Origin of the sequence: Paenibacillus sp. URB8-2 (genome assembly GCF_013393385.1) — a bacterium.
Lineage (GTDB): Bacteria > Bacillota > Bacilli > Paenibacillales > Paenibacillaceae > Paenibacillus_AQ.
In genome coordinates this window covers 2,308,243-2,333,656 of the sequence record NZ_AP023239.1, presented here as the reverse complement: position 1 = coordinate 2,333,656, position 25,414 = coordinate 2,308,243, and the positions used below count along the sequence as shown (strand labels likewise).

General features: G+C 53.8%; 18 protein-coding genes. 5 read left to right on the top strand and 13 right to left on the bottom strand.

From position 1 onward, the window contains the following. Positions 1-188: 188 nt before the first annotated feature. The 8 genes from PUR_RS10595 to PUR_RS10560 all read right to left on the bottom strand — a co-directional run bounded on the left by PUR_RS10595 (position 189) and on the right by PUR_RS10560 (position 15,300). Positions 189-2,216, bottom strand: a complete 2,028-nt coding sequence (locus PUR_RS10595) for a methyl-accepting chemotaxis protein (RefSeq protein ID WP_179035218.1) — start codon at positions 2,214-2,216, stop codon at positions 189-191. A 250-nt stretch (positions 2,217-2,466) separates the two neighbouring features. After that, the gene (locus PUR_RS10590; RefSeq protein WP_179035217.1) at positions 2,467-6,270 is read right to left on the bottom strand and encodes a GH32 C-terminal domain-containing protein; all 3,804 of its coding nucleotides are present in this window, start codon (positions 6,268-6,270) and stop codon (positions 2,467-2,469) included. Between the two features lie 116 nt (positions 6,271-6,386). Next, positions 6,387-7,226 (bottom strand): carbohydrate ABC transporter permease, encoded by an 840-nt coding sequence (locus PUR_RS10585; protein WP_179035216.1) that lies wholly within the window; start codon positions 7,224-7,226, stop codon positions 6,387-6,389. Positions 7,227-7,237: 11 nt separating this feature from the next. After that, the gene (locus tag PUR_RS10580) at positions 7,238-8,086 is read right to left on the bottom strand and encodes a carbohydrate ABC transporter permease (protein ID WP_179035215.1); all 849 of its coding nucleotides are present in this window, start codon (positions 8,084-8,086) and stop codon (positions 7,238-7,240) included. A 195-nt stretch (positions 8,087-8,281) separates the two neighbouring features. Continuing rightward, positions 8,282-10,150, bottom strand: a complete 1,869-nt coding sequence (locus PUR_RS10575) for a glycoside hydrolase family 32 protein (RefSeq protein ID WP_179035214.1) — start codon at positions 10,148-10,150, stop codon at positions 8,282-8,284. 222 nt (positions 10,151-10,372) lie between these two features. Beyond that, a complete protein-coding gene (locus PUR_RS10570; protein WP_179035213.1) occupies positions 10,373-11,989 on the bottom strand; it encodes a response regulator transcription factor in 1,617 nt (538 codons plus the stop codon). Between the two features lie 5 nt (positions 11,990-11,994). Then, complete coding sequence (locus tag PUR_RS10565; protein WP_179035212.1) at positions 11,995-13,776, bottom strand: cache domain-containing sensor histidine kinase; 1,782 nt, start codon at positions 13,774-13,776, stop codon at positions 11,995-11,997. Between the two features lie 195 nt (positions 13,777-13,971). Then, complete coding sequence (locus tag PUR_RS10560) at positions 13,972-15,300, bottom strand: ABC transporter substrate-binding protein (RefSeq protein WP_232101803.1); 1,329 nt, start codon at positions 15,298-15,300, stop codon at positions 13,972-13,974. A 314-nt stretch (positions 15,301-15,614) separates the two neighbouring features. Here PUR_RS10560 and PUR_RS10555 point away from each other — a divergent pair, with 314 nt between their 5' ends. Then, entirely contained in the window at positions 15,615-15,902 is a 288-nt protein-coding gene (locus PUR_RS10555; RefSeq protein ID WP_179035211.1) for a hypothetical protein, read from the top strand. Positions 15,903-16,228: 326 nt separating this feature from the next. On the opposite strand, the gene PUR_RS10550 is transcribed toward PUR_RS10555, so the two are convergent. Further along, a complete protein-coding gene (locus tag PUR_RS10550) occupies positions 16,229-17,176 on the bottom strand; it encodes a radical SAM protein (RefSeq protein WP_179035210.1) in 948 nt (315 codons plus the stop codon). Between the two features lie 270 nt (positions 17,177-17,446). Here PUR_RS10550 and PUR_RS10545 point away from each other — a divergent pair, with 270 nt between their 5' ends. From PUR_RS10545 to PUR_RS10530, 4 genes are read left to right on the top strand one after another with little or no spacing between them, the layout of a single operon-like run. Further along, positions 17,447-18,682, top strand: a complete 1,236-nt coding sequence (locus PUR_RS10545) for an FprA family A-type flavoprotein (RefSeq protein WP_179035209.1) — start codon at positions 17,447-17,449, stop codon at positions 18,680-18,682. Between the two features lie 16 nt (positions 18,683-18,698). Then, complete coding sequence (locus PUR_RS10540; RefSeq protein WP_179035208.1) at positions 18,699-19,934, top strand: NAD(P)/FAD-dependent oxidoreductase; 1,236 nt, start codon at positions 18,699-18,701, stop codon at positions 19,932-19,934. A gap of 28 nt (positions 19,935-19,962) precedes the next feature. Continuing rightward, entirely contained in the window at positions 19,963-20,136 is a 174-nt protein-coding gene (gene rd, locus PUR_RS10535; RefSeq protein WP_025334356.1) for a rubredoxin, read from the top strand. 60 nt (positions 20,137-20,196) lie between these two features. Then, positions 20,197-20,904 (top strand): Crp/Fnr family transcriptional regulator, encoded by a 708-nt coding sequence (locus PUR_RS10530; protein WP_179035207.1) that lies wholly within the window; start codon positions 20,197-20,199, stop codon positions 20,902-20,904. Positions 20,905-21,058: 154 nt separating this feature from the next. Here PUR_RS10530 and PUR_RS10525 read toward each other — a convergent pair whose 3' ends face one another. From PUR_RS10525 to nspC, 4 genes are all read right to left on the bottom strand, one after another. After that, complete coding sequence (locus PUR_RS10525; protein ID WP_179035206.1) at positions 21,059-22,306, bottom strand: stalk domain-containing protein; 1,248 nt, start codon at positions 22,304-22,306, stop codon at positions 21,059-21,061. A 250-nt stretch (positions 22,307-22,556) separates the two neighbouring features. Continuing rightward, positions 22,557-23,669 (bottom strand): NADH:flavin oxidoreductase, encoded by a 1,113-nt coding sequence (locus PUR_RS10520; RefSeq protein ID WP_179035205.1) that lies wholly within the window; start codon positions 23,667-23,669, stop codon positions 22,557-22,559. Between the two features lie 100 nt (positions 23,670-23,769). After that, positions 23,770-24,102 carry an ArsR/SmtB family transcription factor gene (locus PUR_RS10515; protein WP_179035204.1) on the bottom strand — a complete coding sequence of 111 codons (333 nt, stop codon included), beginning with the start codon at positions 24,100-24,102 and terminating at the stop codon, positions 23,770-23,772. Between the two features lie 163 nt (positions 24,103-24,265). Further along, a complete protein-coding gene (nspC, locus tag PUR_RS10510; protein WP_179035203.1) occupies positions 24,266-25,405 on the bottom strand; it encodes a carboxynorspermidine decarboxylase in 1,140 nt (379 codons plus the stop codon). Positions 25,406-25,414 lie beyond the last annotated feature (9 nt).

The window sequence follows — 25,414 nt, the reverse complement described above, 5'->3', positions numbered from 1 at the left end:
TAATCACGGCTGTAATCACCGTAATTAAGAATATACACCTTTTCCATATGAAAAGCAATACTTTTTTTTCGCGGACTGACGACGATCCGAAACACCGACCGCATCCAATTCACGTTAAGAGCGTCCCTGCCACCCGGCAGAGACGCTCTATTAATATATGATTTTCCTGCGGGGCCGGGATGCCGCCCCTAAATTTTAAATTTCTCAACCAGCTCCTGAAGCTCCTTCGCGCATTGAGTATTCTCATCCGCCATCTCGGCTTCCTTGAACGTCTTTTCCACGATATCGGAGGTCTTTTCGGCAATATCCTGTACGCCCGCGGCACTTTCCGAAATCGTCGCGGCAACCTCGTTGACCGCGATCGTTATCGCCGAGACCGTCTCGCTCAAATGCCCGGCCGAGGTTTCAAAATCGCCCATCAGATGGTTAATCAGATCCGCATCCTGATTATACTGCTCTCCGACCTCTTTCAGCTTCTCGTAGTCGCTCAGCACATTCCGGTCGATGAAGGACAACAGATCCTCCGAGCTGTCCTTCATCTGGCCGACGGAATGATGGACCCCTTTTACAATATCCTGAATACCCGATGCGGTCGCCGACGATTTCTCTGCCAGCTTGCGGATTTCCCCGGCCACCACCGCGAATCCTCTCCCGGCTTCTCCCGCCCGCGCCGCTTCAATCGCGGCATTGAGCGCCAGAAGATTCGTCTGGCTCGTGATGTCCATAATCGTCTTCGCCAAATCATTGATTTGGGTAATCGTACCCGATTCCTCAATCGCCTGCTCCATCTTGGCGCGGACCGAATTGTAGATATCCTGCGCATGCTCCGCCGATTCCACCGCATCTTTGCGCAGGGACAAGGCGCGGCTCGTAATGCCCGCCGACACTCTGCCGCCTTCCTTCGCCTTCTCCGAAATGGCGCCGACATTGCTGTCTATCTCCTGGATCGCGGCGGTCATTTCCTGCGTGGAAGCGGCTGTTTCTTCCATGCCTGCGGATAGCTCCTCGGTCGTCGCTCCGTTGTCGTGGGCGTTCTCTCTGACCTCGACGGCCACCCGTTCAAGCATTTCCGCATTGCTCAGCACTTGGCTGGAAATGCCGATGAGGCTGCCCGCCATATCCCTCAGCACGCTGCGGGTCCGGAACATCGCTTTGGCGATGGTGCCTGTCTCGTCTTTGTTTTTTTGCAAATATTCGTATTGGCTGTCGAACTTCAGGTCCAGATCAGCCGTCTTGTTGATCAGTTCAGTCAGCTTAATGATCGGAGCGGTGATTCTCTGGGAAACGAACATGCCAATCAGCAGGGTCAAAGCCAGACTGATCAGACCGAGAATGACAATAAAGATTGTCATTTGCCGGACGGGCTGCATGATCTCTCCGACATCACCCGCCAGAACAAGCGTCCATTTCGTGCCCGGAAGAACGGTGTAGGCCGCTTTTTTCGCCTTGCCCGAAAAATCGTAATCGATCATTCCGTCGACGACCTGTTCTCCTTTTTGGACACGGGCCACAACGCCTTTGATGCCTTCGTTCTCCACCGGCAGGCCGATCTTCTCCTTGGTGGGGTGAAAGAGCATCGTTCCTTGAGCGTCAACCAGATAGGCGTAGCTGGTCGCTCCGTTCACCGCCTTGGCGCCTTTCAGATAGGTCGTCAGGCTGTCCGCGTGAACCGCGGATGCCGCAAAGCCTACCAACTCGGAGTTAACCTTCACCGGCTGCGCTATGACGAGAATAAACGCGCCCGTCGATTTGGATTTCAATGTCTCGCTGATTACGGGTTCTCCGGTTTCAAGCGCCTTTTTTACATACGCTCTGTCGTTGATGTTTTTGCCGACTAGCGAAGGGTCGCTGTCCGCCACAATAATTCCATCCATTCCGACGACAAACATATGCTCCAGATTTCCCGCATCCTTCACCAGCTGCTTGAGTCTGGCGGTGACCTCCGCATGCGTCCCTCCGTCCACGGACCCGTTCCGCTCAGCGGCAAGCAGTTCAGTAACCCCAACCTCCCCGGCGAAAACAGCCACGCTTCTCTGCTCTTTCTCGACCATGGCATTAATCGTTTCGCCACGGTTCTTGTTAAGTCCCAGCATCGACTCGTCGGACATGGACGCCAGAGAATCGGCCGACTTCGAATAGCTGAAGTACCCCATCAGAGCGGTGGATAGCAGGGTTACAGCAAGAACCATAAGTGAAAGCTTGGAACGAATCTTCATTTTTCTCTAACACCCTTTCAACACGGTCGTTACTTCTGTCGAAATACGCTCGATGTACAAATTGTAATATTGATTCTTATCGGAAAAACATTATAAAAAGTGAACAGGGATATTGTCAAAATTCATGGATTCTAATGTAAACGTCCAAAAATGGCACGCTGAAATAAGATAAAGCCCATATACAGCAAAAAATCCGCCGAAACGAATATAATTCGTCCGACGGATTTTTAGGGAACCGCTTTTTTCAGGTCTAATTTTTAATTGCATTTTGGTAGCTGGCTGTACCTCCAAATACATTCAGGCCTAAATACCCGCTGGTGAACGTGGAGTCGTTAACATCGATGACCGGAGTGGACGCGCCGTCGAAGTACACCTTGATATTCGACCCGGAGGTCACGATTTTAACATGATACGCCGTGCCGGAAGTAAGGGTTGCCGGAATATTGGCGAGCACCTGAGTATCGGAGAAGCTGCCATTCAGTTTATAGAACAATCTCAGCGCTCTGATATTGGGATCGATATTGAAAAAATAACCGCTTGAGCCGTCGGCTGTGGCGCGGAAGATTATGGAGCCCGCTCCTCCGGACCGGTCCAGCTTGACATCGGCCTCGTAAGTGAAATCGGAGGCGGTGGTGCCGGACATGTAATTGCTGTCTTTGTCGAACGTGCCGGAAATTCCGTCGCCGCTCGCCGTCCAAGCATCTACCGGCAGGCTGTTCCAGCCAGTCAAGTTCGTCGTGAATGAGCCGACTTCAACGACTGCGGTTCCGACAATACCTCCGTCCTGCGTCGTCGCTGTAATGACAGCCCTGCCCTGTGCAACCGCCGTGACGTCCGCGCTGACGGAATCGGCCTGGGATACCGACGCCACCGCCGGATTGCTTGAACTCCACACCAGCGTTTTATTGGTTGCCGAGCGCGGAAGCACATCCGCGTACAGCCGGTAGACGGAGCCTGCGGCCAGTTGAACGCGTGTTTGGTCCATGACGACCTTTTGAGGCGTTGAACCGGAGGCGGGCTCGGAACGCCAGACGTTGCCAACCTGATAATAATTGAGCGAGACGATTTTTACATTGCCGCCGGTTGTATAAAAACTCAGTCCGGTGCTCGCCGAACCGGGAAAAATCATATCGGAGAAGACCGCTTTGCCCTCGTTACCGAATGCCTCGACGGAGGATTGATCGACGTAAATATGCATCTTGACCCTATTGCTCTCCAGCGGAAGAACCGTGCTCTGTACGGGATGGAAGCCCGCCGTGAATCCGTCTGCTCCTGCGGAAGTGCGGTCCACGAACATTTCCGAGGTGCCGGTCTTGTAGCCTACGACCGTCTTCTGGCTGCCTCCCTCCCGCAGGCGGAAGCCGAATTCGGATGCCGTGCTGCCGGCCGGCAGCTCGAGCACCGCTTCGATCTCATAGGCCGTGCCCGAGACCGCAGCGAGCGGATTGGCGCTCGAAGGGGTGACGGTAACGTCGCTAAGCGAGGTTGCCGTGCCCCGGAGCGCGTTTAGTTCGGCAACTGGCGTCTCCGTCATCCGGACGCCGGTTCCGGCGATGTCGGTCAGCTTCAGCTCGCGCGGGATGGACATCTGCCCGTTCCAGGGCGAAGTCGGAAAGCTGAAAGGATAGTCCCAGTTCGACATCCAGCCGATGGAAATCCGGCGCCCGTCAGCGGCGGGAATCCCGTCAAACGTCATCGCCGCATACATATCCTTGCCCTTCTCGCTCCGCAGCACGGTCGCGGCGGGATTGTCGCTGGTAAATGTCGTGCCGTCAAAGCTGCCGACGAAATATTCCATTGCCGAGCCCTGTGTGGCGGCGACTGCGCCGGTGCTGAGCATCAGCACCCACTTCTTGTTCGACGAGCTGCCGTCGACAGGCAGTTGGAACAGATCCGGACATTCCAATACGCCGCCATGCAGATACGCTCCATACCCGAATGCGCTGGCAAACGTCCAGTTCAAGAGATTGGTCGATGTGTAGAAGCGGATATGGTCTCCGCCCGAGACGACCATGACCCATTTCGAGTGATCCGCATCCCAGACTACCTTAGGGTCGCGGAAGTCCCAGCCGCCGTCGGCTCCGCCGGGATTCTGCACCGCGGGGTTGCCTGCGTAATCGGTCCAGGTGCGTCCTTTGTCGCTGCTGTATGCGATGCTGATCTTTTGGTTGCCATTCGGCTTGTCCGGATTGAATGAAGTATAGTAAGCTATCAGACCGGAGCCGCCCGGGAACAGACCGGAGGTGTTATTGAGATCCGCCACGGCCCCGCCCGACCAGGCATTCCCAGCGTCGTTCCACGGAATGGCGATGGGAAGGCGCTTCCAGTTTACCAGATCAGTGCTCACCGCGTGGGCCCACTGCCCGTCCTGCTGATGAAACAAATGATATTCTCCCTGATAGTAGACCAAGCCGTTCGGGTCGCTTGCCCGGTTTCTCGCTTCGGTAAAATGGTACTGCGGACGGTATGTCTCGTTGTAGTATTGGCTCAGATCCGTGGCATAGACGTTCTGGAAATAGGCGGTGCCATTGAACGTGTTCAGTCCAATTTGTCCGGATGTATAGGCCGTGTCGGTCGCCGAGATGACCGGAGACGCCGTGCCATCAACATAAACCTTAATATTAGAACCGCTTACCGAAATTTCAATATGATATACCCGACCGGTATCGATGCTCATGTTGGCCGTAGCGACAGTGCTTCCCCCGCTGCGGTTGAACAGGCGGACACGGTCCAGATTGGGATCGATATTCAGTACATAACCTCCGGTTGACGCGGAGGCAGCGCGGAAGACAAGGCCCGCCGTACCAAGCGGCGTTCCGGCATCGACGGAAAGATCGCCCTCCAGAATAAAATCGGACATTCCCGCCGCTGCCACATTATAAGCGTCCGAGCTTGCGGCGCTTGTACCCTTCAAGCCGCCGAGCTGCGGGGTCCAGCTTCCGCTTGGCGCCGTCCATCCTTCCAGGTTTGTGTTCAGGGCGCTGATCATAATATTTTGAAAAACAGCCGAGCCGTTAAAGACGCCCAAACCGGTAAATCCCTGCGTGTACGAAGCATCCGTAGCCGTAAGCAGCGGGTTATAACCGCTGGAGCTTATGAAATCACTCTGCCAGTAGACCTTGATTGAGGAGCCTTGCGCCTTGATCCGGACATGATAGACTTTGCCGGTGGAGATCTGCGTAGTCGTCTGCGCCAGAGTGACGTCTCCCGCCGTCTTGTACAGCCGGATGCGGTCCAGGTTCGGATCGATTTGCAGTCCGTAAGCCTGCGATCCGTCCGCATTCGAGCGGAACAGCAGTGTGCCCAGGGCATACGGATCGTTAATCAGCACATCCGATTCATAGGTGAAATTATCCGAGCTTGTCGAAGAGATGGCCGCAATATTCTGATTGGCAGCAGCCGTCCCCTTCCAGCCTTGCGAAGTAAGATCCCATGTCCCTGAAGTGTTCCAGCCCGTCACATTCGTATTTAGCACATTCACGAACACGTTCTGGAAATACCCAGTGCCGTTATAGACATGAAAACCAGTAAGCCCCGAGCTATATTTGGAGTCGCTTACAGAAAAGGCCTGTGTACCGTCTGCGTAAACTTTTAGCGAGCTTCCATCGGCAGCCACCTTAAGATGATAGGAATTGCCCTCGCTCATCGTTTTGGAAAAAGGTGTCGCCACATCCGTTCCCGTTGCATAATCGAACAGACGGATGCGGTCCATGTTCGGGTCCAGGCTGACGACATAACCTTTGGAACCGTCCGCGCTCGCCCGGAAAACTAGCGAAGCCACGCCGTACGGTGAAGAAGCGTCCACTTTCACGTCGGCATCGTATATAAAGTTCGCGCCCACCGCCGCCGTCGACATATTAAAGGCGTTGTCCGCTCCCGGGCTGACTCCGCGCAGCCCGCCTGCATCCTGCGTCCACGTTCCCGATACAGGCAAATACCCGGGAGTGTTGCCGGCTAACCCTGCCGCATGGGCGGTCGAAGAAGCATACAGACCGGACACCCCTAATGCAAGCGCTAACAAAAATGCGGCCCATTTACCTTTGGTTCTTCTCATACATTCGCTCCTTTAACCCAAATGAACAAGACCGGGCGTTCGCCGCCGCGGTCTTGCTATATTGCAACGAGGATATGCCTTGGCAGCCCTCAGTCTTGCACATTTTTGACATCCCGTCAGCCTTTTACACCCGACATGGTAATCCCCTGAATGTAATAACGCTGGAGGAACAGGAACAGAACTAGAATGGGAACGGTTGAAATTGTGCTCGCCGCCAGAATCTTCGACCAGTCCGTACCCTCCGCAGAAGAGAATGCGGCAATGGCGACCTGGATCATCTGCTTCTTGTCGTCGTTGATGACGATCAGCGGCCACAAATAGGAGTCCCAGTTGCCGAGAAAGGTCATTAGACCCAGCGTGATCATCGGAGGCACGGCCGCGGGTAGTACAATCCGGGCAAAGGTGCGCGGCATGGTTGCGCCGTCGATTTTGGCCGCCTCCAGAATTTCATCCGGAACCTCGGCGAAGAACTGCCGGAGCAGGAAAATGCCGAACACGGACAGCATCGAAGGAATAATCAGCGATTTGTACGAATCAAGCCAGCCGAAATTGTGCATGAGCAAATAGTTGGGAACCAATGTCACTTCTCCGGGAATAATCATGGCGGACATGAACAGGGCGAATACGATCGCCTTGCCCCGGAAGCGCAGCTTGGCAAATGCGAACGCGGCCATGGAGTTGATCAGCAGCACGAGCACCGTGACAATGGAAGCGACGAACAGCGTGTTGCCGATATACGTGAGGAACGGATTCCGCTCGTTAAAGATGACATCTTTGAAGTTCTGCAGAGTCGGCTGCACCGGCACGAACAAATGGATATTGAAGCTGTTCGAGTATTTGAACAATTCTGCATATGGACGGGACGCCCCTGTGATCATCCAGATAATCGGAATGATGGACACGATGGCGATGATGATCATGATTGTATATTTAGCAAAGCTTGCAAAACGGTTCATAGCTTTCCCTCCTAGTAATCCTGATTCCGGAACAGTCTCATCTGCACAAGCGAAATGGCGAGCACGATCGCGAACAGAATAAACGCCGCCGCCGTTCCGTATCCCATTTGCATTTGCTTGAATGCCATTTGATAAATATAGAAGACTGCGGTTTCGGTCGCTCCATTGGGCCCCCCGTTGGTAAGAACGAACACCAGACCGGAAATCTTGATGGCGTCAATCGTCGTGATGATGACAACAAAAGCCGTGGTGCGGTTAAGCATAGGAAGCGTAATCCGGAAGAACTGCTGGATTTTGCTTGCGCCGTCGACTTTAGCCGCTTCGTATAAATCCTGGGGAATATTGTTCAGCCCCGCGAGAAAAATGATCATGAAAAATCCGACGGCTTTCCACATGCCGAGCATAATGACGCCGTTCATCGCCGTGTCCGGATTGGACAGGAAGTTCGTAGTCGGCAAATGCAAGAGCTCGAGGAAATTATTCAGCAGGCCATATTCCTTGTTGTAAATCAGCTTGAAGACCGTCGCGGCCACCGCCGTCGAAATGACGACCGGAATGAAGTAGAGCGTCCGGAACAGTCCGGTCGCGACCACCTTTTTCTGAATCAGCAGCGCCATACCGAGCGAAATGCATGTCTGTATCGGGATGACGATGATTGCAAAATAGAACGAATGCCCGAGGCTGGCAAGGAAAGAATGATCCGTCATCAGCGATTTGTAGTTGTCCAGTCCGACAAAGCTTTTGGTGCCGCCGACCAGATTATAATTTTGAAAGCTGATAATGAACGCCTGCAGCATCGGATAGAAGACAAAGATAAGCAGGAGAGCGAACGAAGGAAGCACAAACCACCATGCCGTCATCTCTTCGCCTCTCAAAAAGGAACCACGGTTCTTTTTCGGTAAGGTATTTGCCGCGGGTTTACCGGTTGTTGCGGTGCTTGCCATATGTTACCTCATCTCCAATCCTTCCGCCGCTCCGGGACGCAGCCCCAGGCTTGCAAGGAAGCTCCCGTGCGGCGGATATTTTTATTGACTAAAGTCATTTTCATGGGCAGGCTACGGCTTGTAAACGAACGCGCTGAGCACGGAGAAGACTTTGCCGTCCGGCGTTCGCGCCTTGATTTCCGCCTGACCCTCCTTGACTCCCTTGATGACGGCTGACGTTCCTCCGTCACTCACAACCTTTGCGACCGTCTCGTCGGACGATTCCCAGACCAGCTTCTGCGGCGCGGTATACGGGAGCACACCCGCCATCGCCTGCGCGCTGCCTCCGACCGGCACATCCAGGCTGCTCTTGTTCAGCACGACCCTCAGCGGGGTTATTCCATCCGGCGCTTCGTCCCGCCAAACGGACTTCATCGGATAGAGCGTTGCGCTTTCCAGCTTAACGCTGCCTTTGGAGAGAACCAGCTCCAGGCCGCTGCTCGTGGCGCTCGGGAAAATAATGCTGGAGATTACCGTGGTTCCATCTCCCGAGAACACTTCCAGCGTGGATTCATCCACGTAGAGGCGCAGCTTGACGGTCCCGTTCTCCGGCTTCAGCGGCGCTTCCACCTTCTCGGCAAAACCCGGCTCGAACGAACTATCGCCCGATTTGGTTCGATCGACCGTTAAGGTAGAAGATGCGGCGTTGTAAGAAATGACCGTCTCCTGGCCGCTTCCTTTTCTTACCTTAATTCTGAATTCCGCCCCGTCTCCCACATTTAAAGCCGTATCCAACTCATAGGATGTGCCCAGCAGCGAGGAGAAGGGGTTTAAGCCCGGCTTCAGCTCCTGTGCCGGTATCTCCACCGGCTTGCCGCGCAGAGCTTCCAGTTCCTTGACTGGCTGCTGCGCAAGCCTTAAGCCTTCTCCCGGAACTTCTTTGAGCGTCAGCACGCGAGGCACGGACATATTGCCCTTCCAGGGGTCCGTCGGCATATTAAAGGGATAGCGCCAATTGGACATCCAGCCTGTATAAATTCTCCGGCCGTCGCTTTCGGGAATGTCGGAATAAGAGACGGCGGCGTAAAAATCCTTTCCGTAATCGGTCCAGAGCACCTTGGAAGGATCATTTTCATTCGTGAAGGTCTTGCCGTCGAAAGATCCGACGAAATACTGTGCGGTGGAGCCTTTGGTAGCCGCATTGTTGCCGATGCTCACGGCCAGCACCCACTTCTTCTCCTTCGTGCCTTCAACCGGAAGCTGGAACAGGTCCGGACATTCCCAGACCGCGGCGTGAGAACCTTGATCCGCACCGAATTCGCTGGTCATTCCCCACTTTTTCAGATCGGGCGAGGAATAGAACCTGACTTTGTTATCCACGGAGACGACCATCGTCCACGATTTGGACGGTTCATACCAGAACACCTTGGGGTCCCTGAAATCCTTAAGTCCGGGATTTGGGATGACGGGATTCCCTTCATACTTGGTCCACGTCCGCCCTTTGTCGGCGCTGTAGGCGATACTCTGCGACTGCTGGCCGCCCTTGAAATGCGTGAATATCGCGACCAGGCCCGGCTTACCGTCAAAAAAACCGCTAGTATCGTTCCAATCCACCACCGCGCTGCCCGACCAAATCTCTCCAAGCGAATCGCGTAGCAGCGCCACCGGCAGATGCTGCCAATGAATGAGATCCGTGCTGACCGCATGCCCCCACTGTCCGCTGTTCTGATAGAACTGGTGATACTCCCCCTCGAAAAAGACCATCCCGTTCGGGTCGCTCATATTGCCCGTTTCAGGGGACAAATGATATTGCGGCCGATACAGCTCGGTGTAATAATTCGGGTCCTTGCTGAAGGTGAAAGGCGCCGGCGTCACTTCATTTGGCGTACTTTCTCCTTCCGCCTCTCCGCCCTTGGACGGACCTCCCTTGTCGCAGCCCGATACTGCCATAACCAGCGCCAGAGCCATCAGGCATAACAGCTTTTTTGTTTTTCCGCTCATGCCGTCTACTCCTATCCTTGGGTTCAAAATATAAGATTCTTCCCTTGTGATTTCATTGTAGACGACCGGCCGGCTTAAAAATTTCAATATCATCGGATATTGACTTGCAATTTCTTGACCCGCTTCAGACAGCAAAAAACCGCACCCGGCGGTTCATCCGCTTAGGGTACGGCTCTTGGTTTAAATGACGGCAGTTGATGCCGCGGCTGCTCGAATAATGCGTCACCGCGCGTTCTGCAAATACTCTTCCCTGTATTCCTTCGGGCTTTTGCCGCACGCCTTCTTGAAGACGGTGCTGAAATAACTGGAGCTGGAATAGCCGACAAGCATCGCGATATCGGTCAGCTTCAGCTCGTTCTCTTTCAGGAGCTGCTGGGCTTTTGCGATGCGCAGACCCGTGACATAATCGCTGAAGGTGACTCCCACATGCTGCTTGAACAGGCCCGACAGATACGTCTCGTTCAAGTGGAACATATCCGCCAAAGAGGATAGATTCAGCTCGTAACAGAAGTTCTCCTCCACATATTGACGGACCGCCTCCACGATATGCTGGCCGCTGGAAAAACGTGTCTTCTTGACCTCTTCCATTACAAGGCCGGCCAGCTCGTCGATCTGCCCCATTATGCCTTTCCTGGATTGATAATCCGATATGGTCATCTGGCAGTTCCATAAATGCTTTTGCAGCGAAGAGTCGCCCAATTCGAACTTCTTCGCCACCGAACTGAACAGCAGCAGCAGCCGGAGCGCCAGAAAGGTGAAGGCGAATACTGGAGTATCCCGGTCGGCGGAAAAGACGGCTTGCAGTTGTCTTCGGAACGCCGGCATATCGAGGTTCTCGATAGCCTGCACCAGCTTGCGCTCCGTCTCGGGCGTAAAAGCGTTCGTCAGCTCCAGCAGCCCGCTCTGTCCGCTGTCTTTTTGTTCATGCACGGTGCTCCGGCTCCAGGCCAGCATACAGGAGGCATAGCCGTTCTTCAAGGCATCCCAACCCTCCGCCTTCTCCCCGATTCCCGCCACACTGTCCACATTCAGATATTCGGCGATATTCCGTTTTAATTCGGCGACGAAGTTCTCCGCGCTGTTCTCCGGCACCCCGTCCCTCATCACGATTAGAAAATACATCATCGAAGAGTGGGCGATTTCCGGGAACGGATAAATGCCTTCCCGGCGCGAAGCCGTCTCCCTGCACAGCATTTGGAAGGCAAGATTCATCAGGTCCCTGCGTTCCCGGGTAACGCCCAGCCTGTCCGGCGGAATCCGCATCTCCACCGCGGCGAAGCGGGCTTTAAAGCCGTCCGCGGCCAGAGGGGCGAGCTGCAGCTGCTGCAGCCGTTCCTTCACGGCGGAAAGACTGTACCATTCGTCTTTGACAAGCTGCAATAAGTAATGCTCCTGCAGCATCTGAAGCTGCTCATTCTTCTGATGACGCTCCAGCTCCGAATCGCGAAGCCTTTCCTGCTCCGCGCGAATATCGGCGGCGATTCTGCCTAGCATTTCGGTCAGTTCGCCGCGCGCGACGGGCTTCAGCAGATAGTCTTTAACGCCCAACTGGATAGCCGCTTTCAAATATTCGAAGTCCGAATAACCCGACAGCACAGCCGTACGAAGTCCCGGATAGCGTTCCTTGCAGATCGTGATGAGCTCAATGCCGTTCATTTTCGGCATTCGGATATCGGAGATGAGAAGATGGGGCAGCGGCCCCTCTTCCAGCAGCTGCAGCGCTTCTCCGCCGCCGGATGCCTCATATGCAATCCGAAAACCGGCTTCCTCCCAGTTAATCTTGGCTTTGATGCTGTCACGGATGCCCTTTTCGTCATCGACCAGCATAATTGTATACATCGCATTCAGCTCCTTACCGGCGGCAGCTTCAGCGTAATGGAAGTACCTACATCCAATTCGGACTTCAAATTCGCTTCGAACAGATCGCCATAATATAGACGGCAGCGGGAGAGCACATTTCGCAGACCGATGCTGTTTCCTTTATCGTTCAATATGCCGACCCCGCTCCTCAGCTCCGTATCCGCAAGCACGCTGCGGATCAGTTCCTCCGACATACCGATTCCGTTATCCTTGACCGTCAGCCACAGCAAGTTGTCCCGCAGCTCGGAGGTAAGCGTAATTTCGGCGGTGTTTCCTTTTTCCAGACTGTATTTCACCGCATTCTCCACCAGCGGCTGTAAAATGAACTTCGCAATATTTAGTGACTCGGTCTGCGGATCGCAGTCGATGGAGACGGTAAGACTGTCTTGATGACGCAGCTGCAAAATGAACAAATAATCGCGGATATAGCCCATTTCCTCGCTGACCTTCACTAGATCGCTGTCCAACCTGAGCGAATATCTCATCATCTTGGCGAGCGCTTCCGTCGCGTCCATGACCAAATCCTCCCGCTTCATCGCCGCCAGTCCGCCTATAATTTCCAGCGTATTGTAATAAAAATGCGGATTAATCTGCAGCAGCAGCGCCTTGTATTCGGCATTTTTGCGCCGCAGATCCGTCTCGAATTCGGTCTCGATCAAATATTTCAGCCGGTGGGTCATCTGCTCGAATACGCTGGCGACATAATTCACTTCGCTCTGCCGTTTCCCGGCTTTGGGCATATGCTGCAGTGCAAGATCAAACCGCCCGTGCTTGACATGCCTCATCGCCCGCGCCATGGCGCTCAGCGGCCTCGTAATCCCGATAGACAGCCACAGAGCGACCGCGATAACGATCAGCAGCAGACCAAGGCTTCCCAGCAGCAGTGTCTGCTTGATATCGGTGATCTTCGCATACAGCTCGGCTTCGGGCACTTCGCCGATAATAATCCAGTTCTGCGCCGGCAGCTTGCGGTAGAACAGCAGATAATCCCTATCCTTCTGGCGCAGCGGAATGATTCCGCTGATTAGTCCGGCCGAATGCGCCTTCACATAAGCCAATCCCTCACTGACAACCTGCTTGCTGCTCCCCAGGTTCTGGTCAAGCACGCTGGTTCCTTCCTCGGTCAGCAAAAAAGCTCTTCCGCTGCTGCCGAACCTGATCTTGTCAATGTCTCCGCGCAGCAGGCTGGTCGGGTAGTTGATCTTGAGAAGTCCGATGTTGCTTAGCGACTGAAGCTGAACGAGGGGAATGACAAGGCTGTTCACTTCTCTCCCGCGCATGCTTTCATCGCTCTGATCGGGATCTTTATGGGCCCTGGTCCAGCGGACATTCAGATGCATGTACTGCTTATACCACTCGCTGTCCTTATAGCTTGTATCCTGCGTCCAGATTCCCCCGCCGTCTTCCCTGAACGCGGAAATGGAGATGATGTTGGAATTGTTGATAGCATAGGAGGAGAAAAAATTCCGCAGCTGCTGCATCGCCAAATATCGTTCCCCGGTTGAACTGCCCCTGTTTAATCGGGTTGTAATCCATTGCTGGGTGAACGTGCTGCTGAGCACCTGCTTGCCCGTGTCTTCGATCTGCAAGAGCAGCGTATCGGCATGGGCAGCGAACTGGTCGATCGTCTGAAGGGTTGAGGTCTCGATGGAAGATTGGATCTGCTTCTCGGACTCCTTACTCAGAATGAAAACGACCGCAGTAAAAGGAATAATCAGCAGTATGGAAAAAGACAGCATCAATCGGCTTCGCAGCGAGTACGGCATGTTGTTACAGCTCCTGTCTAAGGCCCGGTTTCGCGCTTTAGGGCCAGCAAACTTTAATCAGTATAGACGCTTTTTACCCAAAAAGAAATGTGCTTCATCTTCTTTCCGTTCCGAAGTCCGAAAAGAGACGGCCGGATATCCGGACGCCTCTCTTCAATCGTATTCACTGCTCTCCCGTTTATCCCGGGAAGGCGTTTATTTTTGCGGCAGATCGGCGTAAGCCTTGTCGATCTTAGTAATGGCATCGGCGACGGCGGCGTCGACGTTTCGTCCGCTGATCGTCACTTCCTCAATCATCTTGTTAACTGCTTCAGACATTTGCGGGAAGATCGGTGTAATCGGACGCGGTCTGCCGTATTTTTGGTTCTGCACGACAAAGATGTTCTTCGGATATTCGTTCAATTCCGGGAATTGCTTGGCTACCGAATAGCGGGCCGGAATGTCTTTGGTAATCGAGCAATAAGTCTTCGATCCTTCCGCTCCCGTTACATAGTTGACGAACTGCCAAGCGGCCTCGGGGTTCTTGCTCTTCGCGGAGACGGCCAGCGACCAGCTTCCGTTCGCAACGGCCTGCTGCGTTTCTTTAGGCAGCGGGGCGATGTCGTAATCGACGCCCAGCTTGAAGTTCGGGAACTTCTCGGCATAGTTGCCCAGCGACCAAGAGCCGTCGATTGTCATAGCAAGCTGATTGTTAGGGAACGGATCCGGCGGGTATTCCAGTGAGGATACCTTGGACTTGTTATACAGATCCGAGAAGAATTGCAGCGCTTTTTTCGTTTCCGGCTTATCCAGATAGCCTTTGGAGGTCGTTCCGTCCGGGCTCATGATCTCGCCGCCGAATTGCCAGATGATCGGGTATTTGAAGTAAGCCGTTCCGCCCGCGTTGCCGAAGCCTTGAGCAGGGTCGATGCCGTAGACACCGCCATCCGGATCGTTCAGCTTTTGAGCCGCTTCAAGTACTTGATCCCAGGTGATCGGCTCATCCGGATTTTTGGAAGGAAGCGGAATGCCCTTTGCTTCGAACATCTTCTTGTTATAGAACAAGGCGATCGATGATTCGGTCAGCGGCGCCATGTAAATCTCGTTCTTGTAAGTATACGTTTTGATGGTGGACTCCGGAATATCTTCCAGATTGCCATCCTTTTTAAAGTATTCCGTCAGCGGCTGCAGAGCGCCCGCCTGCGCATAGGAAGCCATGTTCGGCGCATCGATCGCCATAATATCCGGCGGGTTGCCCGAAGCGATGGACGTTCTGAGCTTTGTATCGTAATCCGCATACGGGATCGGGCTCATCTCCACTTTGATGTCAGGATGACTCTCATTAAAGGATGCCACCAATTTATCGTACGCCGAGTTCTCGGAATCGTTGCCGGAGTTTCTCCAGAAGGTAAGCGTTACCTTCTCGCTTTTTGTTCCGGAAGAATTCCCCTCCGCCGAGCTGTTGCCTCCTCCGCTATTTCCACATCCGGCCAACAGACCGGTAATGAGCATTGCGCTTATAGCCAATTTTGTTTTCTTTTTCAATACTGTCCTCCCCTTTCTGTTATTGAATGCCCTTACATTGCAATCATAGCAGACCCTCTTCCTCATAAAATTCATTATTTTCTGCTTCGTCTTTATAAAATATTCGGGAATAATGCCTGAACCTGCGAGCAATAGTTGCTCTTGTTCCTATATGGAAGAAATCATGTTGAGCTTGCCCGGCTTCTCATACCCAAATCATAACAGATTTATGCTTGATGAAACGTAAAAACCCAGCCTCTTACAGGCGTGCCGGAAGTTCAGAGCAGGATTACGCCGAATGCCAAACAATCCTTTCACATATTGAGACGGCCATCTTGAGACGGATCGCCCCTTGCAAAACGCCGTCAGGGCCGTCCCCCGATGCGCTGCTGCGCTTGGGAAACGGCCCTGACGGCCTGTCCTATATCGGCTGCCGATTGGCAGAGTGTCAGCTTTCCGACCAACTGACCGTAAATTCGTTATATCCTTTTTTCGTCTTAGACGCCGCCCCTTTAATGGTCAAAGGGCTGGTTCCTCCGAGCCGTCCCTTTATTGAAATCGAGCTCGAAGTCACGCTCTGCGTTCCTTCGCCGAGGCTCTTGATTCGAACGTACTCCGAATAGACCATTCCCATCGTATCCAACGTTTCTTTTGTATAATACGTGAGCTTCGACTGCCGTACTCCTCCAAGAACGGAATCCGAAGAAATCGTAATAACGGCATCGTGAGGAACCGGGAAATCGAGGGGCAGATACTGCGGGGCTCCTTGCTCTCGGACGAGCGGAGCCGTTCACCTCAATGCGAAGGCTGTGATTGAGATATGCCTTAATCTGCTGAAGATTGGCCCCGGCGACGGAGATCCGCGCTGTCGCATCCTTTGGCGGGAGACGAACAGCAGCGGCTGACTTCTACCCCAAACTCCCTGCGGAAACAGCGCTTGCCTTATACGCTAAATCCCCTGCGGAAACAGCGCATCCAGCGCGGGGCAAGGCTGGCGGTCCAGAAAGCGTTCCAATTCCACCGGCATCGGCTTATAAATATCTTTGAGTGAAGTTCCTTTGTAAATATTTCCGATAACGACCGGATGGCATAATTCGGAGATCAGTATATCGCCGTTGCCGTGCAGATGCAGCTGGGTCTTGCCCTCAATGCAGTGCGGAAAATAAACGCCGGGCTGCTCCCGGAACCCGAGCGCTTCCATGAACCGGTCCATGCAGGTGAAGTACAGCACGGTATCCTCTTTTTTGTGGGCGATCAGATCGTTGACTGCTTGTTTAAGCGCCTCCCGGGCCGCAATCGATTTCCAGCCGCTGTGGTCCATAACGATACTGTTCTGAATTTCGTGCGTGCGGACGCCCATGGAGTAGACATGCTCGCTGATTTCCCGCATACGATTCTCGGTCTCGCTGAACAGCAGCGTTTCCAGCACCGTGTCCACTTCCGTCTTCGCGAACAGCGAGATGTTCTCCCTGATTTTTTTGTACACGTTAGGATGGATGTTGTAATACCGCGAGAACTCCTCTGCCGAGGTGAAATTAAATGAAATATGTATGGTCGTCAGTCCCGCGAGGGCAAGCTTGTCAATTCTCGCCGCGCTCAGCAGACTGCCGTTGGAATTAAGCTGCGTCTGGATTCCTCTTGATGCGCAGTAGGCGACTACCTCCAGACAATCGTCGAACTTCAGCGTTACTTCACCGCCGGAAAGGCGGACTCTTTTTAAAGAAGGAAGCTCTTCAAGAATTCGGATAATCTCTTTCCCCTCAAGGCCCTGCCCGTCGTTCCGTTTATATGCGCAGCAGTAGTCGCAGCGGAAGTTGCAGTTCGACGTAACGCCGATTTCCAGCCCCTCCAGCTCCCAAGTTTGCGGTTTGACAAGCTCCAGTGATTTGTAAGTCATGCTCTTAGGTCCTCCCAAGAAGTATTTGTGGGCTTCGCCCGATGCTTGAACCTAAGTGATTATAGCGGTTTACGCTTCCGGAATATGTGACTTTTATCGTGATCGGACGCACTACCTCCAAATACCGGTCATGTATAGTAAAACTATGAAAGAAATATCTTGCCGCATCCTGAAACTTTCAAAATTTGATTCAAATCCTCTTTTTTGAACGGCTGCCCGTATACAATGAATTTGCTGGTCAACCAATCAACCTACAGGAGGTCATATCATATGATTGCAAATCTCAAGATTGCCGACAACACTTACTGGGTCGGAAAAATAGACGACCGTGAAGTTCCGTTCCACCGTCTCGTGCTGACAAAGGGCACCACCTACAATTCCTATTTGTTAAAAACGGGCAAGCCGACCGTCATCGATACCGTCGATATGGAGTTCGGACGGGAATATGCGGAACACCTGGCTGAAATGATCGATCCGCTCGACATTCATTACATTGTGATCAACCATACCGAACCCGACCACTCCGGCGGGCTGGCCGCGCTCGCGGGAAAAGCCGTCAATGCCGTTATCGTCTGCACGGAAATCGCCGTTCCGGAGCTGCAGGAAATGTACAAGCTTCACAACCGGAACTTCCTTGTTGTCAAAGACGGAGACACGCTGGACATCGGCGGCAAGACGCTGCTGTTTAAAGAAACGCCTTACCTTCACACCGCGGAAACGATGATCACTTACTGCGCCGAAGATAAGATCTTGTTCCCTTGCGATATTTTCAGCACGCATGTCGCGGCTAAGCGCCTTTTTGCCGACGAAGCCGGCTTTGATATAACCGAAGATTTCAAGGGCTATTACAGCGCCATTATCCATCCGCACCGCAGATATGTAAGAACGCTGATCGAAGCGGTCAAGGACCTTGAGATCGAAATGATCGCTCCCTCCCACGGATTCGTCATTCGTCAGGATGTGCGCAAATTTATCGACCTGTACGCCGAATTGAGCCGTGAAACGACTCAAGGGAAAAAGGCCGCCATCGTCTATACCACCATCAAGAACAATACACGGAAAATGGCTAAAATTCTGCAGGATTCCCTTCAGGAGAACGGAATCGAGACAGCGGTCTGGGATGCCGACAAAGCGGATGCGGCGGATATTCTGGCAAGCATCACAGCAGCCGATGCCGTCTTCGTTGGCAGCTCCACCCGATATGCGGATATGATCGGAAATCTGGAACCGATTTTGGAGCAGATGCAGACAATGAACCTTGAAGGCAAGCTGGCAGCCGCCTTTGGCTCCTACGGATGGAGCGGGGAAGCGATTGAGGTAATCCAGGATTATTTGAACGGGACCAACATGAACGTGCAGAGCACTTCGGGAGTCATCAAGACGACCGGGATGATCCATGTTGAATTTCCGGTAAGAGTCCGTTTCTCTCCCAAAGAACCCGAGAAAGAACAAAAAATCAGACATGCGGCGGAATTCGTTTCAGACCTGCTGCTGAGCTCATTTTAGGAAGGAGAATGCGTTCATGACAAAGCCATATGTCATTATTGGCGGCGGAGTAGCTGCCGTTCATGCGGCAAAGGCAATCCGGGACCGGGACGATGAAGCGGAAATCATCATTCTCGGCGCAGAGAACCATCTTCCTTACAACCGGATCAAGCTGACCAAGGGTCTGTTCACCGACCTCCACAGTGAAAAGGCGCTCATTAAAAAAGAAAAATGGTATCTCGCCAACCGGATAACCGTGCACACTTCCACACGCGTCGTATCTCTTCGTCCGGATCTCCGTCAGGTCGAAACCGAGGACGGGAGAACATGGGATTATCGCAAGCTGCTCCTATGCATGGGAGCCCGGAACCGCGCACTCCCCGTTCCCGGAGCCGAACTCCGCGGAGTTCATACGATCCGGGAGATGAAGGATGCCGATGCGCTCAAGTCCGGCCTTGCAAGCGGCAGCCGCGTCGCCGTAATCGGCGGAGGCGTTCAGGGGCTAGAAACGGCATGGGCGCTGTGTGAAGCCGGTTACGCCGTAACCGTCATCGAAGCCGGCCCACGGCTGATGGGCCGTCAGCTGGACCGCCATTCCTCGGAGCTCCTCCGGTCGCAGCTGGAACGCTCCGGCGTCACGGTCCGCCTGCATTCCGGCGTTGCCGCTATCGAGGGAACCGAGTCAGCTCAGGGAATCAGACTGGACGACGGCTCCCGGATTCCCTGCGATCATGTCGTCTATTCGATCGGCATCCTGCCGAATACGTCTATCGTCAATGATACGGCTATTCAGGTCCGGTCCGGCATCGTTGTGAACGACCGCCTGGAGACCAGCGTTCCCGGCATATTTGCCGCCGGAGACGCAGCCGAGTTGGACGGCCATGTGGAGGGGCTGTGGGGCGGAGCACTCGAACAGGGACGCACGGCGGGAAGCAATATGGCGGCCGAAGACGCTGAAGTCTACGTCAAAGCGGTGCCCGTCACTCTGTTTAACGCCTTCGGCATCTCGCTGTTCTCCATCGGAACAGTTGATGAAGGGCAGTGCGCCCTCATGCTGTCCGGCGAACAAAACGGAGTCTACACGGCAATTTTTGTGAAAGGGAACACAATGATCGGCGCCGTTTCCTGGGAAGGCGCAGCCGCCTCCCTCGTTTACAAGGAAGCCGTCGAGCGGAAAATCGGGCTTGAAGGCATCAACCTTGACGTTATGGATATAGCCTCAGTCATGGACGAAGTGAAGTCCCGGCTGAGCGGGAAGACATGCAGCGCCTAACCCAAATTACATTCAGGAGATGAGTATGATGAAAAAATACATCTGCGAGCCTTGCGGTTATATTTACGATCCGGCGGTAGGCGATCCCGACGAGGATGTCGCTCCGGGAACGGCTTTTGAAGATCTGCCCGAAGATTGGGTCTGCCCCGTCTGCGGCGAGGATAAAGATCATTTCGCGCCGGTTGAAGGCGCTCAAGCTTAAACCGGCGCCTGCATGAAGCAAAGACCGGCGCCAAGACCGTGAGAACAGGAGTGATGAGAGATGAACGAGCATTCATGCCAATACGCCGCTGAGCCCTGCACCCGGAAGGTACCGATCTTTGCTTCGCTCACCGATCAGGATTTGTCCCGCATTGGGGCCATGATCAAACACCGGAAATATGACAAGGGACAAGCACTGGTTCTGGAAGAGCAGCCTTCGGATACGCTCTTTATTATCCGCCGGGGCCATGTGAAATTGTCAAAAATGACCCCCCAGGGGAAAGAGCAAATTTTGCGCATCCTGACAGCGGGCGAGTTCTTTGGTGAGCTCAGTATTTTTGGCGGCGGGGAGCTCAGCAACTTCAGCGCCTATGCTCTGCAGGATACCGCTATCTGCAAGCTCACCCGGGCCGATATGGAGACTATTATTAACGCGAATCCGGATATTTCGCTCCGGCTGCTGAAGGCCGTTACCCAGCGTCTCGCCCATACGGAAAATTTGGCGCAGAGTCTTGCGACCAAAGATCCGGAAATCCGGATTGCCCATATGATACTGGAGCTGGGGGTCAAATACGGTAAGCAGCGGGATGGCTGCTTGGACATACAGCTTCCCCTGTCCCGTGAAGAAATGGCCAATTATGTCGGTGTAACCCGGGAGACAATCAGCCGAAAATTCGCCCGGTTCGAGGAACTGAAGCTGATCAAGCTCATCGGCAACAAGCGGTTGGTTCTGAAAGATCCGGCGGCCATGGAAAAATATTTGGATTAGCGATGAATGAGATACGGGTGTCATGCCTTTTGGCTTGACACCCGTTTTTCATGCCTATTTCCTCGTTTCATATCGGCACCCGTAAACGAAACGAGGCTGACCGAAGGTGATTTTTGATCCCTTCGGTCAGCCTCATTTGTTTTATTTGCTACATTTATTCGCTCAGTTCCACCGATTTGTTCATTTCACTCCACGCCTTCTGGCCGATCAGGCCCAGACGCCAAACGGCGATCCCCTTCAGGCCGTAACGCTTGGCAAGGCCGATCTTCGTATTGACGGAGCTTTCGTTCTCGCTTGCGAGAGAGACGCCCAGCACAAGCTTGTCCTTGGTCGTCTGCTTCAGGGCGAGCCGGATCGCCTCGTCTACTTTGGATGTCGGTTCGGGACTTTTTTGGTCCCCATAGGCATAAGCCATCACAATCAAATCATCGGCCAATGACGCGAGCGTCTTGTAATCGTAGCCGTTGTAAGAACTGTTGATCGGATGAACGGCGATGCTGAGCTTAAGCCCCTGGGCACGCGCTTTGCCGGACAGATTCTTCACAAAAGCGTTATAATCCGCCGCAGCCTTCGCCTTGTCTCCGGTCATACCGAGACCCTCCAGATCCAGCACGATGCCTTTGAAGCCCTTTTGCACGGCAAGATCCATAATATTCGCGATCGTTCTCTCCTGAAGCGCCTTATCCTCCAAATTCTTGGTCACTTCCAGGCCATCGTCTCCGGAATAGACCATAAGATATGGCGTTGTTCCTCCGGCGCCTGAGTTCTCCACAATATATTCCGGCGTAGTGTCGCCGTCTGCCGGCGGCCAGTAGTGATCCGCGCCCGTGGTAGTAAGCTCTCCGTTCTTGTCCAGCCGGCTCCAGCCGAACGCCATCGCGTCAAAATCCGGGAGCAGCGCATATTCGCTGTAAGAGGAAATCGCGTAAAAGCCGAGCGTGTACATCTCCGTCTTCGGCGAGGTGATCGACACCGTCTTCGCCTGCTGGTTCCACGCTACATTCGCGCCGAACTGCTGGCTGAAGAAGCTCAGCGGGATCATCGTCGTGCCGCGTATCGTCTGCGGGGCGACGGCCAGCTTCACAGAACCGCCGTTCACCAGCGCGGTCTTGCTGCCAAGCGTCAGAACAACCTTCTTCACCCCCGACTTATCCAATCTGAAGGCGGTAATTTTCTTCGCGCTCTGATTCCACTGAACAGTTATGCCCATCGCTTCGGAGATGGCCCGGAACGGCACCATCGTCGTGCCACTCATAACTGAGGGCTCCACCGGAAAAGGCAACGGATAGCCGTCCAGTATAATGCGGACTCCACCCGCCGCCGAGGTGGTCCCGGGCGCGATCGTCGGAGCGCTCCCCAGAAGCAACGCGCCGCACAGCAATATTTTTCCCCAATGCTTCATTAGTCCATTTCTCCTGTTCCCTATAAAAATAGCAACCCCTATCTTTAAACGCGTTGGGAGGAAAATAGTTGCCATTTTTCAGGGAATTCTTATAATGTAAAGACGCCACAGAGGCTCGCCGACCGCCGTTCGGAGCTATTCACCCTAAAATGACGCCAATGCTGGGCGTACATTGAAAAAAGGCCCTTTCGGACTGGATCCGAAAAGGCCTTGGAGTTATGCCGACTGCTGCGGGGCAATCGGCGTTGAATCAGCTCAGCGTAGCAAGATCCTCCCGCGTGAAGGGCCGCAGTTCTTCGATGCGATCGTTGCGGATCTTGGCCGCCCAAGCGGGGTCAGTCAGCAGTGCTCGACCGACGGCGACGAGGTCGAACTCTCCGTGCTCCAGACGCTCGATCAGGTTGTCAAGGCCGGCAGCCTGCCCGCCCTTGCCCTCCTCGAACAGGCTGGTGAAATCGGAGTCCAGACCGATAGAGCCTACGGTAATAGCCGGCTTGCCGGTCAGCTTGCGAGTCCAGCCCGCCAGATTGAGGTCCGAGCCCTCGAACTCCGGTTCCCAGAAGCGGCGCGTAGAGGCATGGAAAATATCGACTCCTGCCGCAGACAGCGGCGCGAGGAAACGCTCCAGCTCCTCCGGGTTAGCTGCCAGCTTGACGCCGTAATCGACCGGCTTCCACTGGGAGAAACGGAAGATAATCGGGAAGTCAGGGCCGACTGCAGCTCGCACCGCCTCGATGATCTCCACCGCGAATCGGGTGCGGCCAACCAGATCGCCGCCATACTCATCCGTACGCTTGTTGGTAAAGTCCCAGAAGAACTGGTCAATGAGGTAGCCGTGCGCACCGTGGATCTCCACCGCGTCAAAGCCAGCGCGCTTCGCGTCCGCAGCGGCCTGGGCATAGGCCTGCACGAGACCGCGAATCTCTTCAACCGTCAGCGGCTCTGATACCGGCTCGCCGGTGAGGCTGAGGCCCGACGGCCCGATCGGGTCGACATTCGAATCCGGGAATTTCTCCCGCTCGCGGGCGGTTCCGGTATGCCAAATCTGCGGAGCGATTTTGCCGCCGGCTTCATGAACTTCGCGAACGACGCGAGCCCATCCTTCCAGAGCTTCCTCCCCGTAAAAATGCGGCACGCCGTGGTCAGCAGCCGCAGCCGGATGGTTAATGACTGTTCCTTCGGTGATGATGAGACCGACGCCGTTTTCCGCCCTCCGGCGGTAATATCCGGCCACGTCGGGACCTGGAACGCCTGTTGGCGAAAAGGATCGGGTCATCGGAGCCATGACAATACGATTTTCAAGCTTCAGTCGGCCGCCTTCAAAAGGCTTGAACAGAGCCGCTGCTGTTTTGGATATAGTCATCTTATTCTCTCCTCCTGTATAGAAAAAGGTATTAATCTATAAATACAAATATATAGATTAACAAATGGAAATGCAAGCTATACGGAGAAAACTTTCGGGGCTACTTATTCTTGGCCTGCAGCCCGGCCGCAAAGCTCTCCAAAAAGGCCGCGATCGCCTCTTCATTGCGCCTGTAATAGGTCCATTGGCCATAGCGGCGGGACTCCAGCAGTCCGGTCTTCTGCATAGATGACAGGTATGAGGAGATGACCGACTGCGCCAGACCGGATTTTTCCTGAATGCTTCCCACGCAGACACCGCCCGGGAACTCTTCTTTAATGACGTTAGGGAGATTCTCATTCATTTTCTCCGGCTCCCGCAGCCAGCAAAGGATGTTAAGACGGGTCTCATTAGACAGAGCCTTCAGCACCGCAAGCATATCTTCATTTTTCATTACTCGACACTCATTCCTCTGGTTGGTTTGTTCCCAGTATACCAAAAGTTCCACCTATGAGAATAATCATTTTCCCACAAGAAAAAAGAAAAGGACAGCCATCAAGCTGCCCTTCTCCCGAACACAGATATTTAATTGCGCTTCATATTTCTTCGTCTATAATCTACGACAACCGGCCGCTGTAATCCTCATAGCCGAAGGTGCGGATCACCTTGATGCCTTCTTCTTCATTGTAGGACACGATGGAAGGCAGGTTGACGCCGTTGAACATATGATTCTTGACCATCGTGTAATGCGCCATGTCGAGGAATACGAGACGGTCGCCATTCTTCAGCGGCTGTTTGAAGGAATAATCGCCGATAATGTCCCCTGCGAGACAGGTAAGTCCACCGAGGCGGTACGTATGCTCATACTCGTTCGGCTGCCCCGCACCTATGATGTTCGGCCGGTAAGGCATGGCCAGCACATCGGGCATATGACATTCCGCCGAGGTGTCGAGAATGGCAATTTCCATGCCGTTCTTGACCACGTCCAGCACTGTCGCCACCAGATATCCGGTATTCAGGGCGATGGCTTCGCCCGGCTCCAGGTAAATCTGGACGTTGTATTTTTCCTTCATATATAGAATACAGCGCACAAGCGTCTCCACATCGTAATCGGGACGCGTAATATGATGCCCGCCGCCGAAGTTGAGCCACTTCATGCCTTTCAAATATGGACCGAATCTCTCGTCCACGACCTTAATCGTCCGCTCCAATGTATCCGAGTTCTGCTCGCACATCGTATGGAAATGCAGGCCTTCGATGCCGTCCAACTCCTCCGGCCGGAAGTTATCCAGCGTCACGCCCAGTCTGGAATTGTTGTAGCAGGGATCGTAGAGCGGAATCTCGATTTCGGAATACTCGGGATTCACGCGGATGCCGCAGCTGATATGCTTCGGAGCGCTCTGAACCTTCTCCTTGTAGCGACTCCACTGGTCGAAGGAGTTAAAAACAAGATGATCGCTGTACTTCATCAGCTCGTCAAATTCCGAGTCCACATACGCCGGAGCGTAGGCGTGGACCTCTTTGCCCATTTCCTCATAGCCGAGACGGGCTTCGAACAAGGAGCTGGAAGTGACGCCTTTCAGATATTTCCCTACCAACGGATAGAGAGCATGCATGGAAAAGCCTTTTTGGGCCAGCAGAATATGCGCGCCCGTGCGCTCCTGAACGGAGTTCAGCAGCTCAAGATTTTTGACAAGAAGCCTTTCGTCTACAACGTAACTTGGTGAAGGAACCGCGCTGAAATCGATCTCTTTCATAGGTTCTTC